A 14,385-nucleotide genomic window follows, 5' to 3' on the forward strand; every position below is an offset into this window, starting at 1 on the left:
GCGCGGGGGGCGGTTTCCGGACGGGGTTGCCGGAAGGGCGCTCGGGGCGGTGTCCCGCCCCGAGCCGGCCCGTCCGTCAGCCGATGCGGCGGTGGACGTTCTCGTGGAGCGAGGGGCCCGGGGGCGTGTCCGCGATCCAGGGGCCGTCCCCGCTCGGATCGACGACGCCCTCCTCCAGCCACTCGTAGGTGCCCGCGAGCACGCCCTCCACCACGGCGCGGTCCACGTCGTCCGTGTTGGACCAGAGCCGGCCGAAGAGCTCGTCCACCCGCACCCGCGCCTGCCGGCAGAAGGCGTCGGCCAGCGCGTGGGCCTCGCGGCCGTGGTCCCCGGTGGACCGCAGCAGCTCCGCCCTGACGCACGCCGCGCTCATCGCGAAGAGCTCGGCGCCGATGTCCACGATCCGCCCGAGGAACGCCTGCTTCAGCTCCATCCGGCCCTGCCACCGCGACATCGCGTAGAACGTGGAACGGGCCAGCTTCCTCGACGTCCGCTCCACGTACCGCAGGTGCGTCGCGAGGGCGCCGAACTCCCGGTAGGCGCCCGGCACCTGACCCGGGCCCGCGACCAGCTTGGGCAGCCAGCGGGCGTAGAAGCCGCCCGCCCGCGCGCCCGCCTTCGCCTTGTCGGCGACGGACTTGTCCGGGTCGATGATGTCGCCGGCGACCGCGAGGTGCGCGTCCACCGCCTCGCGGGCGATCAGCAGATGCATGATCTCGGTCGAGCCCTCGAAGATCCGGTTGATCCGCAGGTCGCGCAGGAGCTGCTCGGCCGGCACCGCCCGCTCGCCGCGCGCCGCCAGCGAGTCGGCCGTCTCGTAGCCGCGGCCGCCGCGGATCTGGACGAGTTCGTCGGCGATGAGGCAGGCCATCTCGGAGCCGTAGAGCTTGGCGAGGGCTGCTTCGATGCGGATGTCGTTGCGGTCCTCGTCGGCCATCTGGGAGGCGAGGTCGACGACGGCCTCCAGCGCGAACGTGGTCGCCGCGATGAAGGAGATCTTGGTGCCCACGGCCTCGTGGCGGGCGACGGGCTTGCCCCACTGCTCGCGTACGGACGTCCACTCGCGGGCGATCTTCAGGGACCACTTCCCGGCGCCGACGCACATCGCCGGCAGCGAGAGGCGGCCGGTGTTGAGCGTGGTGAGGGCGATCTTGAGTCCGGCGCCCTCCGGGCCGATGCGGTTCTCCGCCGGGACCCGGACCCGGTGGAAGCGGGTGACGCCGTTCTCCAGGCCGCGCAGGCCCATGAAGGCGTTGCGGTGCTCGACGGTGACTCCGGGCGAGTCCGCCTCGACGACGAAGGCGGTGATGCCTCCCTTGTGCCCCTCGGACGCCGGGACCCGGGCCATCACGACGAGCAGGTCGGCGACGACTCCGTTGGTCGTCCAGAGCTTCACGCCGTCCAGGACGTACGCGTCCCCGTCCGGCACCGCCGTCGTCGCGAGCCGGGCCGGGTCCGAGCCCACGTCCGGCTCGGTGAGCAGGAAGGCCGAGATGTCCGTCCGGGCCAGGCGGGGCAGGAAGGCGTCCTTCTGCTCCCGCGTACCGAAGATCTTCAGCGGCTGCGGTACGCCGATCGACTGATGGGCGGACAGCAGGGCGCCGATCGCGGGGCTGGCGGAGCCGACGAGCGCGAGGGCGCGGTTGTAGTACACCTGGGTGAGGCCGAGCCCGCCGTACTTCGGGTCGATCTTCATGCCGAGCGCCCCGAGCTCCTTGAGGCCGGCGACGACGTCGTCGGGGATCCGGGCCTCGCGCTCGATCAGCCGTCCGTCGATCCGGGTCTCGCAGAACTCCCTGAGCCGGGCCAGGAAGGCCTCCCCGCGCTCGACGTCCGCGTCGGCGGGCAGCGGGTGCGGGTGGATCAGGTCGAGTCGGAACCGGCCGAGGAAGAGCTCCTTGGCGAAGCTGGGTTTGCGCCAGTCCTGTTCACGGGCGGCCTCGGCGACCTGCCGGGCCTCGCGTTCGGTGACCTTGGGCGGTGGCGTCACCGGCCCGCCGCCGCCTGGCTCGCGGGACTGGTCGGGGTCCTGGGGGGTCTGGGGTTTCTGGGTGGGGGCCGACATGAAGGGGCTCACCTCGCCGCTGATCGGGGGGATCGTGAGGGCTCGTGGCTACCCGTCCGTAGTACCCGATTTCACCGCGTACGGAAAGACGAGGCGCCGGCCGGAGCCGCGTACCCCGGCCGGTTCCCGGTACCCCGGCCGGGGCCTCGTACGCCCGTGGCGGCGGGGGATGCGCCCGCCGTCACGGCCCGGTGGGCAGCAGGCGCACCTCGGCCGCCTCGGGGAGTTTCGCCCACCAGTGGCCGTAGCGGCCGTAGACCGACGCCTCGCGGCCGGCCAGCAGCTCCGCGAGGGACCGGGCCTCCTCGGCCAGCGCCTCCCAGACGGCGGAGGGGAGGGGATGGAAGGCCGTCGCCTCGATGCCGCCGTCCGCGGGACGCCACACGCCGGCGACGTAGCCGTCGACCAGCAGGGTGGGCAGCACGTCGCCGTTCACACGGATCACGAGACGGCGGTAGGCCGGGGGGATCAGGCGCGCCCGCTCGGCGTGGGCGAGCAGGACGCTGTCCCACATCGCCATGAGCCGCGGCGGGGCGGGGGTGTCCTCGGCCGGCCGCGGGGCGCCCGGGAGGTCGTACAGCGTGGTCCCGTCCGGCCCGTCGAGCCGCTCCACGGTGTCGTCCAGGCCGCGCAGCGCCTCGCGTACGGGCGCGCGCCGGACGAGGGCGAACTGCGCCATGTCCGCCACCGACGCGGGCCCGAAGCCCGACAGGTAGCGCAGGATCAGGGTCCGCAGCCCCTCCTGGTCGGCCTGCCGCCCCGTGGGCAGGGGCCCGGACCCGGCGGCGACGAAGGACGCCCGCCGGCCGAAGGACCACGGCCCGCCGGTCGGGGCGTGGTGGAGCGGCGCGTACCCCTTGAGGCCCCACCAGGCGCCGGCCGTCCTCTCGGCGCCGAGCCGCCGCTCGATCCACGCCTGCAGTTCGGGGGTGGTCCGGGGCCGGTCCGCGAAGGCCAGCAGTTCCGGCAGCAGCTCCTCGGCGTCCGCGGGCGTCAGTCCCGCGGCGGCGAAGCGTGCGCCCAGCCGGGAGCCGTGGAGCGTCTGCTGCATGGCGGCGCGGAACGGGGCGTAGTCGTCGGCGTGCACGGCGTGGAGGGTGATCCGCATCAGGGTCGCCTTGACCACGGAGCGGTCGGTGAAGGCGGCGTCCAGCTCGTCCGGCGCGAAGCCGGCGAGCCGGTTCCACAGCGCCAGGTAGGGCGAGGCGGGGTCCTGGGCCTGGAGGGCGACCACCCGCCGTATCCCGTCGAGGACGGGCAGGCGCTCCCGTTCCAGGAGGAGTTGGCGGCCGAGGGTGGCCCGGTTGAGTGCGCGCGCGGTGATCGTCACGGGGCGGATTCTGCCCTGCGCCTCCGACAGCGCGGCGGTAGGGCGGTGGCGGCATGTGAAGACGGCCGGAGCCCCCGCACAGTGGGCTCCGGCCGTCTCGTCCGCGGCGTACGACCTACAGCGCGAGGCCCGTGAGGACCAGCACCCGCTCGTACGTGTAGTCGTCCATGGCGTACTTGACGCCCTCGCGGCCCACGCCGGACTTCTTGGCGCCGCCGTACGGCATCTGGTCGGCGCGGTAGGAGGGGACGTCGCCGACGATCACGCCGCCGACCTCCAGGGCGCGGTGGGCGCGGAAGGCGGCCTGCAGGTCACGGGTGAAGACGCCGGCCTGGAGGCCGAAGTCCGAGTCGTTGACCGCGGCGAAGGCCTCGGCCTCGCCGTCGACCTTGGCGATCGTCAGGACCGGGCCGAAGACCTCGGCGCGGGCCAGGGTGACCTCGGCCGGCAGGTCGGTGAGGACGGTCGGGGCGTAGGTGGCACCCTCGCGCTTGCCGCCGGCGAGCAGCGTGGCGCCGGCCGCGACGGCCTCGTCGACCCAGGACTCGACGCGGCGGGCGGCGGCCTCGTCGACGAGCGGGCCGACGTCGGTGGCGTCGTCCGCCGGGTCACCGGTGACCTGGGCCTCGACGGCGGCGACGATCTTCGGCACCAGGCGGTCGTAGACGGAGGCGTCCGCGATCACGCGCTGCACGGAGATGCAGGACTGGCCGCCCTGGTAGTTGGAGAAGGTGGCGATGCGGGTCGCCGCCCAGTCCAGGTCCGCCTCGGTGGACCAGTCCGGCAGCACGACGGCCGCGGCGTTGCCGCCGAGCTCCAGGGTGCAGTGCTTGTGCGGCACGGACTCCTGGATGGCGTAACCGACCTTGTCGGAGCCGGTGAACGAGATGACCGGGAGGCGCTCGTCCTGGACGAGGGCGGGCATCCGGTCGTTCGGGACGGTCAGGATCGACCAGGAGCCGGCCGGCAGGTCGGTCTCGGCCAGCAGCTCGCCCAGGATCAGGGAGGAGATCGGGGTGGCCGGCGCCGGCTTGAGGATGATCGGGGCGCCGACGGCGATGGCCGGGGCGACCTTGTGGGCGCTGAGGTTCAGCGGGAAGTTGAACGGCGCGATGCCGAGGACGACGCCCTTGGGGATACGGCGGGTGAGCGCCAGCCGGCCGACGCCGCCGGCCTCGGTGTCGAGGCGCTGGGCCTCGCCGCCGTTGAAGCGACGGGCCTCCTCGGCGGCGAAGCGGAACACGGAGACGGCGCGGCCGACCTCGCCGCGCGCCCACTTGATGGGCTTGCCGTTCTCGGCGGAGATCAGCTGGGCGATCTCCTCGGTGCGCTCGGCGAGTCGCTTCGACACGTGGTCGAGGGCGGCGGCGCGGACGTGCGCCGGGGTCGCGGCGAACTCGTCGACGACGGCGTGCGCGGCGGCGACGGCCTCCTCGACCTGGGCCTCGGTGGGCACGCTGACCTTGCCGACCAGACGTCCGTCGAAGGAGTTCGTGACGTCGAAGGCGTCCTCGCCGGTGGCCTCGCGGCCGGCGAGCCAGAAGGCGTGGGTGGTCGTCATCGCGGCCCGGCCCCTTTCGTGTCGATGGGTGTCGCTGACTTGTCTGCGTGCCACGTTAGGGCCGAGGGGGCGCACGGTGGTTTGTCCGGTGTGGAGTAGTGGGTGGTACCCGTCCTGCCGGTTTGTCCGAACCGGCTGGTCAGCCGCGCCTCTCCGTCGACACGATGAGGCAGACGCCGCCGACGACGATGGCGCCGCCGAGCGCGATGGGCCAGGTCAGGGCCTCGTTCAGGACCAGGGCGCCGAGGAGGACGGCGACGACCGGGTTGACGTAGGCGTACGTGGCGACGAGCGGCAGCGGCGCCGCCTGGAGGAGCCAGGCGTACGCGGTGAAGGCGATCAGGGAGCCGAAGACGATCAGGTAGCCGAGCGCGACCCACGAGCGGCCGGACACCGCGGAGAGGTCGAGGCCGTGCTGCTCGCCCCGGAAGAGCCCGAGGGCGAGGCCGCCGAGGCCGCCGGCGATCATCTCGTACGCGCTGGCGGTGAAGGGGTTGGCGGGCATCGGGATCCGGGACGACGAGAAGGACCCGACGGACCACATCAGGGTGGCGACGATGACGAGGACGACGCCGCTGATCCGGACGTCGCCGCTCAGGCCGGGGAGGGTGAGCACGGCGAGGCCGGCGAGGCCGAGGAGGACTCCGGCGACGGCCCCGGCGGTGGGGCGCTCGCCGGAGCAGGCGCGCAGGACGACGACCCAGGCGGGCACGACGGCGATGAGCAGCGCGGCGAGACCGGAGGGGATGGAGGTCTCGGCGAGGACGACGAGCCCGTTGCCGCCGAGGATGAGGAGCAGGCCGATGACGACGGCCGAGGCCAGCTCCCGCGGAGTGACTTTGAGGACCTGGGGGCCCTTCCGCCAGGCGAGGAGACCGGCGAGGACGAGGCCGGCGGTGACGAAGCGGGTGCCGGCGGAGAGGAAGGGCGGCATCGTCTCGACGACGATCCGGATCCCGAGATAGGTGGATCCCCACACGACGTACACGATGCCGAGCGCGGCCCATACGGCGCCGGAGATCCGCCGCGGGGCGGCGGGCGTGCTGTCGGACAGGGGGGCGGCGGGGGTCGCCTGGACCTCGGAGGCCGGATCGACGGCAGGGCTTGTCATGACCAGGAGATTAGGGACTGAGCCGCCGGATGACCAAGAATTTTGCCCGGCATCGGGCAGCGGCGGACGATTTCCCGCGCCCGGAGGGGCCGCGAGGCGCGGGGGGCGACCGGCGGGGCACCTCTCGGAGGTGTCGCGTCGACCGGTCCGGATCAGCGCCGGGAGCCCGGCAGGATCGACGGGACGTTCCTCACGGCGTCACCGCGGTGTCCGCGCCGGTCGCCTTCAGGGCCAGCCACAGCTCCATCCGGACGTCCGGGTCGTCGAGCGAGCGGCCGAGGATCTCCTCGACCCGGCGCATGCGGTAGCGGAGGGTGTGCCGGTGCACGCCGAGGTCCGCCGCGGCCGCGTCCCACTGGCCGTGGCGCGACAGCCAGGCACGCAGCGAGGCGACGAGGTCGCCCCGGCCGGTGGCGTCGTGCTCGTACAGGGCGCGCAGCATGCCGTCCGCGAACGCCCGGACCGCGTCGTCGGCGAGCAGCGGCAGCACCGATCCCGCCGCCAGGTCCTCGTGCTCCACGAGGGCCCGCCCGCGCCGCCGCGCGACCGACAGGGCCTGCTCGGCCTGCTTGTACGCGGCCGCCGCCGCGATCGGCCCGGTCGGCGCCGAGAGGCCGACGACCAGGCCGGCCTCCTCGGCGTCCCGCTCGGCGTAGCTCTCGCAGGCGGCGACGACGGCGCCGCCGTCGCCGGCCAGGACGAGGAGCCGTTCGTCGTTCTCGGGTACGGCGAGGACCGTCTCGCCGGCCCGCGCCGCCGCCGACTCCAGTGCCTCGGTCAGGACCGGGAGCGGCGGCTCGCCATCCCGTTCGCCGGGCACCGTCTCGGCGATCAGCAGCCGGAACGGCGCGTCCAGGAGTCCGCCGTAGAGGTCGCCCGCCACGGCCCGGGCGTGGTCGGGCTGGCCGGACAGCATCATGCGGAGCACCGCCGCGCCGAGCCGCCCTTCGGCGGCCTGGAGCGAGCGCGAGCGCTCGGTCGTCAGGGTGAGCAGCGCGATCGCGGAGTGCACGGCGTACCGCTCCGCCGTCCCCAGCGGCGCCCCGGTGCCGACGGCGAGGGCGCCCCGCACCCGGCGTCCGGAGCCCAGCGACTGGAGCTCGACCCGGTCGTCGGTGCCGCCGACGACGGCACTCGCGGGCGCCGGGCGCTCCCGGAGGCGTTCGACGTCGGAGGTCAGCCGGGCGGCGCGCCGGGCGGCCCATTCGGGCGACACGGCGAGGACGGCACCGGAGGTGTCGTAGAGCGCGGCCCAGCCGTCCACGTGGGCCGCGAGCCGGGCCACCACCGCGTCCGGGCCCTCGGCGAGCGCGGCCCGGGTCAGCTCGCGCTGGGCCTCGAAGCCGGCGGTGACGGCCCGGTACTGGTCGGCGGCGATCGCCGCCGACACGGCCTTGCTGATGGCGAGGAAAGGCGTCCGCCGCGGCACTTCCAGCAGCGGCAGTCCCTCCGCCGAGGCCGCCTCGACCAGCGCCGGGGGCACGTCCTCGTAGTTCACGCCGACGGCGAAGCCGAGCCCCACCACGCCCGCGCCGAGCAGCCGGCGCACGTAGCGGAGCATCGCGTCGGCGTCGCCGGCGTCCAGGGTCAGCCCGGTGGTGAGCAGCAGCTCGCCGCCCTCCATGTAGGGCACGGGGTCGGCGAGCTCGCTGACGTGGGCCCAGCGCACGGGGGTGTCCAGGCCGTCCTCACCGGCCCGGACGGTGAGTTTGAGCGCCGAGTGCTGGACGAGGGACGCGAGGGTGGGCGGCATGGGACCGTCGAACCTTTGGGCAGAGGACTGCGGGGCGACTGCGCACGCAGCGGAGAGCGCCGCTCCGACGAACGACGCCCCCGATTGTGCCAGGGCCCACCCGGTCCCGCGTCAGCTCCGCAGATCCACCAGGAGCGGCGGCGTGTGCTCGCCGCGCACGTGGGTCAGGGACAGCACGGCGTGCCCGGCGGGGACGGCGTGCGCCAGGTCGGAGGCCGACCACCGCTGCCGCTCCACCTCCCGTACGGTCACGGCCTCGGCGGTCGCCGCCTTGCCGGTCACCACCCGCCGCATGAAGTGGAGGGCCTTGGTCAACGGCTCGTCGGAGATGATCTGGCGGTTGGTGACGTCGCGGGTCTGCACCCACTCGGTGCCCCAGGTCTCGGCGAACCGTCCGCCGTCCCAGGGGGCGATGCCGGCGAACGCCATCCGGCATCCGACGGCCCCGAGGAGCGGTCCGCGCAGCGCCTCCGGCACGTCCTCCAGACTGCGCAGGGCGAGGACGACCCCGGCGTTGGCGGAACGCAGCCGCTGCACGGACCGGACGGACTCGCCGGTGACGGTGTACGTGGCGTCGTCGAGGACCAGGCAGGCGAAGAGCGAACGGTCGCGACGGGCCAGGATCGCCTCGGAGAACTGGGCGAGCAGCAGCCGGGAGACGATCCGGGAGGCCTCGGCGTGCCCGCGCTCGGGCAGGTCGACCCGGACCCGCAGCGGATGCTCGACGGCGTGCAGGGAGAACTGACGGGTCTCGCCGTCTGTGCGGAAGAAGCGGGCGAACGCGGGCCGGTCCAGGAAGGCGATCCGCTCCGCGAGGAGTTCTCCGACGTCGTCGCCGCGTGCGGCCTGCCGCTGCCGGGCGTCGAGCTCCCGCAGCTGGGCGGGGTCGTCGCCGACGGCCGCGCGCAGCGCGTCGAGGGCGCCGGGGGTGCCGCCGAGCAGTTCGCGCAGTTCGGGCACGGCCGGGAAGCGGCCGTGGGCGGCGCGGAAGGGGCCGATCAGCTGGGCGAGCGCGGTGGCGGCCCGGCGGCTGTCGGCGACCAGGTCGCCGACGAGCGCCTCGGCGAGGATCCGCGCGGCCTCGTCGGGGTCGTCGGCCCCGCCGTAGAGGTCGAGGTCGTGGGTGGAGTCGGGCCGGCCGACGGAGACGACGACGTCGAAGGACTCGTCGGGGCCGAGGGCCGAGCCGTGCGAGGTGACGGCCACGACGGCGGCGCGGTTCGCGAGGGCCTGGAGGCAGAGCGACTCGACGACCGGCCGCACGAGCCGCACGGTCTTCCCGGCTCCCGCGGGCCCGACGGCGAGCAGCGAGGTCCCGAGCAGCCCCGGCTCCAGGGCGACGCCGGTGGTGCGGCGGGCGTAGGGGTTGCGGGGGTGGTCGGCGGCGGTGCCGATGAGCACCTGCGCGGTGGCCAGGTCGTGGGTGGCGCTGCGGACGGGCAGGTCGCGGACGCCGGAGGGGTGGCCGCAGGCGGCGGCACCGCGGGTGCGCACCGCCTCCGTGAAGGCGGCGAGCCGCTCGGGCCGGGTCCGTACGCCCTGCCAGGCACGGCGGATCCGGGCGTAGTCGACGTCCCCGAGGGTGCCACGGCGGGTGGCGTCGGCGAGGGTGCCGGCGGCCTCGGTGAGCCCGGCGTCGCGGAGCTCGGGCCAGTCCACCGGGTCGGCGGCGGGCGGGGGCGGCGGGGGCGGGGCGTCCTTCTTGTGCGCGTAGCGGCGCCAGATGTCCGGCACGTGGCCGATCCGGGCGAAGAAGACCAGGAATCCGCCGCCGACGAGGGTGTAGTACGCGTAGCTGGCGGTGGCCCAGGTCTCGGCGTCCGTGCGCCAGGAGTCCGGGGTCAGGACCAGCAGGGGCCAGAGCCAGTAGCGGCCGAGGTAGCCGTTCCACAGCAGGGACCACAGGAGCCAGCCGCTGAGCAGCGAGATCACGGCCCCGGCGAACAGCCGGCGCGCGGGTACGAGATCCGGCTCCTCCTGCGGGCGGGGCCGGTGGCCGAGCCGCCAGACTCCGGGCTCGGCGGCCGGCCGGGGGATCCGGAGCCATTCGGCCACCCCGACGCGGGTGGGGGCGTGGGCGGGCGGCGGCGGGACGACGGACCGCGTGTGCGGGACCACCGGACCGGCGGGCGGTACGAGCCGGTCCGCGGGGTGGGCGGACGGCTGCTGCTCGCCGTCCGCCGGGGGGCCGGCAGCGGGCTCCCGGGCGGGACCGGACGCCGTGGCACCCGGGTCGGCCGTGAACCCCGCCGGGCGCGGGACCGCGCCTCCCCGGGTGTCGCGTGACTCGTACGTGCCGTCGGTCTCCATGAACCCCTGCCCCCTGACCAGCCAGGTCGCCGCATCTGTGCCACCGTCAATCTAGTGGGCACGGCCCGGCCCGGAGCGGTTTCGCCGCCGCCATGTCCACACCGGACAACGACAGGCCCCCCAACACTCCCTATCGGCGCATGCCCGTACCCCTCCCGCGCGCCTAGCCTGCGGAAGAAACCCACACAGTGCGTCCAGAACACCCCCAGGAGCCCCGCATGACCGCCCTTCCGCAGGAGCGCCGCGTCGTCACCGCAATTCCCGGCCCGAAGTCGCAGGAGCTTCAGGCCCGCCGCCTCGACGCGGTCGCCGGTGGCGTGGGCTCCGTGCTTCCCGTGTTCACCGCCAGGGCCGGCGGCGGCATCATCGAGGACGTCGACGGCAACCGTCTGATCGACTTCGGCTCCGGCATCGCCGTGACCTCGGTCGGCGCCTCCGCCGAGGCCGTGGTGCGCCGTGCCGCCGCCCAGCTCGCCGACTTCACGCACACCTGTTTCATGGTGACGCCGTACGAGGGCTACGTGGAGGTCTGCGAGGCGCTCGCCGAGCTGACCCCGGGCGACCACGCCAAGAAGTCCGCGCTGTTCAACTCCGGCGCCGAGGCCGTCGAGAACGCCGTCAAGATCGCGCGTTCGTACACCAAGCGCCAGGCCGTCGTCGTCTTCGACCACGGCTACCACGGCCGCACGAACCTCACGATGGCGCTGACGGCGAAGAACATGCCGTACAAGCAGGGCTTCGGCCCGTTCGCCCCCGAGGTCTACCGCGTGCCGGTCGCCTACGGCTACCGCTGGCCCACCGGCCCGGAGAACTGCGGCCCCGAGGCCGCGGCCCAGGCGATCGACAACATCACCAAGCAGATCGGCGCCGAGAACGTCGCCGCGATCATCATCGAGCCGGTCCTCGGCGAGGGCGGCTTCATCGAGCCGGCCAAGGGCTTCCTGCCGGCGATCGTGAAGTTCGCCAACGACAACGGCATCGTCTTCGTCGCGGACGAGATCCAGTCCGGCTTCTGCCGCACCGGCCAGTGGTTCGCCTGTGAGGACGAGGGCATCGTCCCCGACCTGATCACGACCGCCAAGGGCATCGCGGGCGGTCTCCCGCTCGCCGCCGTCACCGGCCGCGCCGAGATGATGGACTCCGTGCACGGCGGCGGCCTGGGCGGCACCTACGGCGGCAACCCGGTGGCCTGCGCCGGTGCGCTGGGCGCGATCGAGACGATGAAGGAGCTCGACCTCAACGCCAAGGCCGCGCACATCGAGTCGCTCATGAAGGCCCGCCTGACGGCGATGGCCGAGAAGTTCGACGCCATCGGCGACATCCGCGGCCGTGGCGCGATGATCGCCATCGAGCTGGTGAAGGACCGCGCCACCAAGGAGCCGAACCCGGAGGCCGCGGGCGCGCTGGCGAAGGCCTGCCACGCCGAGGGCCTGCTGGTCCTGACCTGTGGCACGTACGGCAACGTGCTCCGCTTCCTGCCGCCGCTGGTCATCGGCGACGATCTGCTGAACGAGGGACTCGACATCATCGAGAACGCGTTCGCACAGATCTGACGTACCGTGTGAAGAAGCTGTGGGGGGCCGATGGCGGGATGGCGATCCGGCTGTCGGCCCCCCTTTCTCTGACGTACGGTCTTCGCAGATGAGAGAAACACCCCGCCCGCAGGGATCTGCGAGCGACTCCGGGACGATGCAACCCCAGCCCCGCCCCGGCCGTGCCCTCGCGCACACCACTGGAGCCTCTGGCTCCGGAACTCCTCACCGATCGGATGGCCGCCCGCCCCACACCCCCCGGGGCGCGCGGCAGCCCGATCCCGTCGGCCGCCCCGGAACCACCCCCCCTGTTCCGGGACGGCCGACTTTCTTCTGTGCGCTCGTGCTGCTCGCCCTCGTCACGTGGCAGGTCCTGGTCGACGGGCCGCTGGCCCGCATGGACGAACGCGTCTCCCGTCCGCTGGTCGGCACGGTTCCGCGCGGCCTGGCCGAACTGGGCGCCGATCTCGGCAACATGACGGTGGCCCTGCCGGTACTCGGGTGCGCGATGGCGTACGCGGCCTGGCGGGGACGGCGCGCCGCGGCCCTGTACGCGGGCCTCGCGATGGTCCTCGTCCCGGTCCTGGTGATCCCGCTGAAGGAGTGGACCGCCCGCCCGGGCCCGCTGGAGCCGTGGGCCGCCGGCTACTACCCCTCGGGGCACACGGCGACGGCGATGGTGGCCTACTTCGGCGCGGCGTTCCTGGTCTCGCGCCGGCTGCTGCCCGTCGCCGCCGTGCTGACGGCGGCGACGGGCGTGGGGCTGGTCCTGCGGGGTTACCACTGGCCGCTGGACGTGCTGGCCAGCCTCTGCCTGGGAGTGCTGATCCTGACCGTCAGCTCCAGTTGTACGCGTCGAAGTTCCGGCTGAACTCCCCGTTGTTGAACCGGTCCCAGTTGATCGACCAGGTCATCAGGCCGCGCAGGCCGGGCCAGGTGCCGTGGGTCTGGTAGCTGCCGCAGTCGGTCTTCCTGGTCAGGCAGTTCAGCGCCTTGTTCACCTCGGCCGGGCTGGTGTGGCCGTTGCCCGCGTTCACGGAGGCGGGGAGGCCGATGGCGACCTGGTCGGGACGGAGCGCCGGGAAGACCCGGGAGGTGTCGCCGGCGACCGGGAAGCCGGTGAGGAGCATGTCGGTCATGGCGATGTGGAAGTCCGCGCCGCCCATGGAGTGGTACTGGTTGTCGAGGCCCATGATGGAGCCCGAGTTGTAGTCCTGCACGTGGAGCAGGGTGAGGTCGTCGCGCAGGGCGTGGATGACCGGGAGGTAGGCGCCGGCGCGCGGGTCCTGGCCGCCCCAGGGGCCGGAGCCGTAGTACTGGTAGCCGAGCTGGACGAAGAAGGTCTCCGGGGCCATCGTCAGGACGAACTTCGCGCCGTACCTGGCCTTGAGGGTCTTGACCGCGGAGACGAGGTTGACGATCACCGGGCTGGTGGGGCTGCGGAAGTCGGTGTCGCCGGTGTTCAGCGAGAGGGAGTGGCCCTCGAAGTCGATGTCCAGGCCGTCGAGGCCGTACTCGTCGATGATCTTCGAGACGGAGGAGACGAAGGCGTCGCGGGCGGCCGTGGTGGAGAGCTGGACCTGGCCGTTCTGGCCGCCGATGGAGATGAGGACCTTCTTGCCCGCGGCCTGCTTGGCCTTGATCGCCGCCTTGAACTCGGCCGGCGACTCGACGCCAGGGCACTCGGTGGCCGGGCAGAGGCTGAAGCGGATGTCACCGGAGGTCACCGAGGTCGGCTCGCCGAAGGCGAGGTTGATGACGTCCCACGAGTCGGGGACGTCGGCCATGCGGGTGTAGCCGGAGCCGTTGGCGAAGCTGGCGTGGAGGTAGCCGACCAGGGCGTGGGTGGGCAGCTGGCCCGGGTTGCCGCCGCCTCCGCCGCTGGTCGTGGTGGCCGTGACGGTCGCCGACGCGGGCGACTCGCCGGCGCTGTTCGCGGCGGTGACGCGGAAGCCGTACGTGGTGGAGGCGGCAAGTCCGGTGACCGTGGCCGAGGTTCCGGAGACCGTGAGGATCTTCGTTCCGCCCTGGTAGACGTGGTACGAGGTGGCCCCGGAGGAGGCCGACCAGCTCAGCGGGACGCTCGACGACGTCGGCGAGCCGGCCGTGAGGCCGGTGGGCGCGGCGGGGATCCCGACGGGGGTGCCGCCGGGTCCGGTCAGGCTCAGGTCGTCGACGTGGTAGCCGCCGGTGCCGTACCAGCCGTGGGTGTAGATCGTCACCGAGGTCGTCGACGGACCGGTGGTGAAGGTGGTCGACAGGCGCTGCCAGTCGGGGGCGGACTGGGTCCAGGTCGACACGTCGGTGGTGCCGGTACCGGAAGCGCCGAGGTACACGTAGCTGCCACGGACCCAACCGCTCAGCGCGTAGGCGGAGTTCGGGGCGACGGTGACGGTCTGGGAGCACTGGGCGCGGTCGCTGCCCGCCGGCGTGGCCAGCAGGGCCTTCGTACCGCCGTGGACGGGTGACGAGACGACGGCCCCACTGCCGGCCGTGCAACTCCAGCCGTCCAGGCCGGACTCGAAGCCGCCGTTGCGGGCGAGTTCGGTGTCGGCCGCCTGGGCGGCGGGGGTCAGGGCGACGAGTCCGCCGGCGGCGAGCACGCCCGCCAGCGCGAGGACAAGGGGTCGGGAGCGGTCCACAACTGCCTCCGGGGGTGGGGGAATCGACGTGGGAGCGCGCCACAGCATGGTCCAGACCAATCAAGTGGTCAAGACCTCTGC

9 protein-coding genes are annotated in these 14,385 nt (G+C 73.7%); 2 read left to right on the forward strand and 7 right to left on the reverse strand.

Annotated features, from left to right (window positions below):
- Nucleotides 1-76 precede the first annotated feature (76 nt).
- From ACGFZF_RS19560 to ACGFZF_RS19585, 6 genes are all read right to left on the reverse strand, one after another.
- The gene (locus tag ACGFZF_RS19560) at nucleotides 77-2,065 is read right to left on the reverse strand and encodes an acyl-CoA dehydrogenase family protein (RefSeq protein ID WP_393555703.1); all 1,989 of its coding nucleotides are present in this window, start codon (nucleotides 2,063-2,065) and stop codon (nucleotides 77-79) included.
- Between the two features lie 181 nt (nucleotides 2,066-2,246).
- Nucleotides 2,247-3,395, reverse strand: coding sequence for a winged helix DNA-binding domain-containing protein (locus ACGFZF_RS19565; protein WP_393555705.1), 1,149 nt, complete (start codon nucleotides 3,393-3,395; stop codon nucleotides 2,247-2,249).
- 115 nt (nucleotides 3,396-3,510) lie between these two features.
- Nucleotides 3,511-4,956 carry an aldehyde dehydrogenase family protein gene (locus tag ACGFZF_RS19570; RefSeq protein WP_147979945.1) on the reverse strand — a complete coding sequence of 482 codons (1,446 nt, stop codon included), beginning with the start codon at nucleotides 4,954-4,956 and terminating at the stop codon, nucleotides 3,511-3,513.
- Nucleotides 4,957-5,095: 139 nt separating this feature from the next.
- Nucleotides 5,096-6,067: an EamA family transporter gene (locus tag ACGFZF_RS19575; RefSeq protein ID WP_393555708.1), complete on the reverse strand. Its 972-nt coding sequence runs from the start codon at nucleotides 6,065-6,067 to the stop codon at nucleotides 5,096-5,098.
- A gap of 190 nt (nucleotides 6,068-6,257) precedes the next feature.
- Nucleotides 6,258-7,820, reverse strand: coding sequence for a PucR family transcriptional regulator (locus ACGFZF_RS19580; RefSeq protein WP_393555710.1), 1,563 nt, complete (start codon nucleotides 7,818-7,820; stop codon nucleotides 6,258-6,260).
- 111 nt (nucleotides 7,821-7,931) lie between these two features.
- Nucleotides 7,932-10,130 (reverse strand): ATP-binding protein, encoded by a 2,199-nt coding sequence (locus ACGFZF_RS19585; protein WP_393555712.1) that lies wholly within the window; start codon nucleotides 10,128-10,130, stop codon nucleotides 7,932-7,934.
- A gap of 218 nt (nucleotides 10,131-10,348) precedes the next feature.
- On the opposite strand from ACGFZF_RS19585, the gene gabT reads away from it, so the two are divergent.
- Nucleotides 10,349-11,683, forward strand: coding sequence for a 4-aminobutyrate--2-oxoglutarate transaminase (gene gabT / locus ACGFZF_RS19590; protein WP_393555714.1), 1,335 nt, complete (start codon nucleotides 10,349-10,351; stop codon nucleotides 11,681-11,683).
- Nucleotides 11,684-11,771: 88 nt separating this feature from the next.
- Nucleotides 11,772-12,533 (forward strand): phosphatase PAP2 family protein, encoded by a 762-nt coding sequence (locus ACGFZF_RS19595; protein WP_393555716.1) that lies wholly within the window; start codon nucleotides 11,772-11,774, stop codon nucleotides 12,531-12,533.
- Here ACGFZF_RS19595 and ACGFZF_RS19600 read toward each other — a convergent pair.
- Nucleotides 12,499-14,304 carry a chitinase gene (locus ACGFZF_RS19600; protein ID WP_393555718.1) on the reverse strand — a complete coding sequence of 602 codons (1,806 nt, stop codon included), beginning with the start codon at nucleotides 14,302-14,304 and terminating at the stop codon, nucleotides 12,499-12,501. The two genes, ACGFZF_RS19595 and ACGFZF_RS19600, sit on opposite strands and share 35 nt — an antisense overlap.
- Nucleotides 14,305-14,385 lie beyond the last annotated feature (81 nt).

This window comes from Streptomyces sp. NPDC048338 (assembly GCF_043201055.1).
Lineage (GTDB): Bacteria > Actinomycetota > Actinomycetes > Streptomycetales > Streptomycetaceae > Streptomyces.

Coding starts and splice junctions, on each gene's coding strand:
- ACGFZF_RS19580 (WP_393555710.1), bottom strand. CDS start 7,820: ATGCCGCCCACCCTCGCGTCCCTCGTCCAGCACTCGGCGCTCAAACTC.
- ACGFZF_RS19560 (WP_393555703.1), bottom strand. CDS start 2,065: ATGTCGGCCCCCACCCAGAAACCCCAGACCCCCCAGGACCCCGACCAG.
- gabT (WP_393555714.1), top strand. CDS start 10,349: ATGACCGCCCTTCCGCAGGAGCGCCGCGTCGTCACCGCAATTCCCGGC.
- ACGFZF_RS19585 (WP_393555712.1), bottom strand. CDS start 10,130: ATGGAGACCGACGGCACGTACGAGTCACGCGACACCCGGGGAGGCGCG.
- ACGFZF_RS19575 (WP_393555708.1), bottom strand. CDS start 6,067: ATGACAAGCCCTGCCGTCGATCCGGCCTCCGAGGTCCAGGCGACCCCC.
- ACGFZF_RS19595 (WP_393555716.1), top strand. CDS start 11,772: ATGAGAGAAACACCCCGCCCGCAGGGATCTGCGAGCGACTCCGGGACG.
- ACGFZF_RS19570 (WP_147979945.1), bottom strand. CDS start 4,956: ATGACGACCACCCACGCCTTCTGGCTCGCCGGCCGCGAGGCCACCGGC.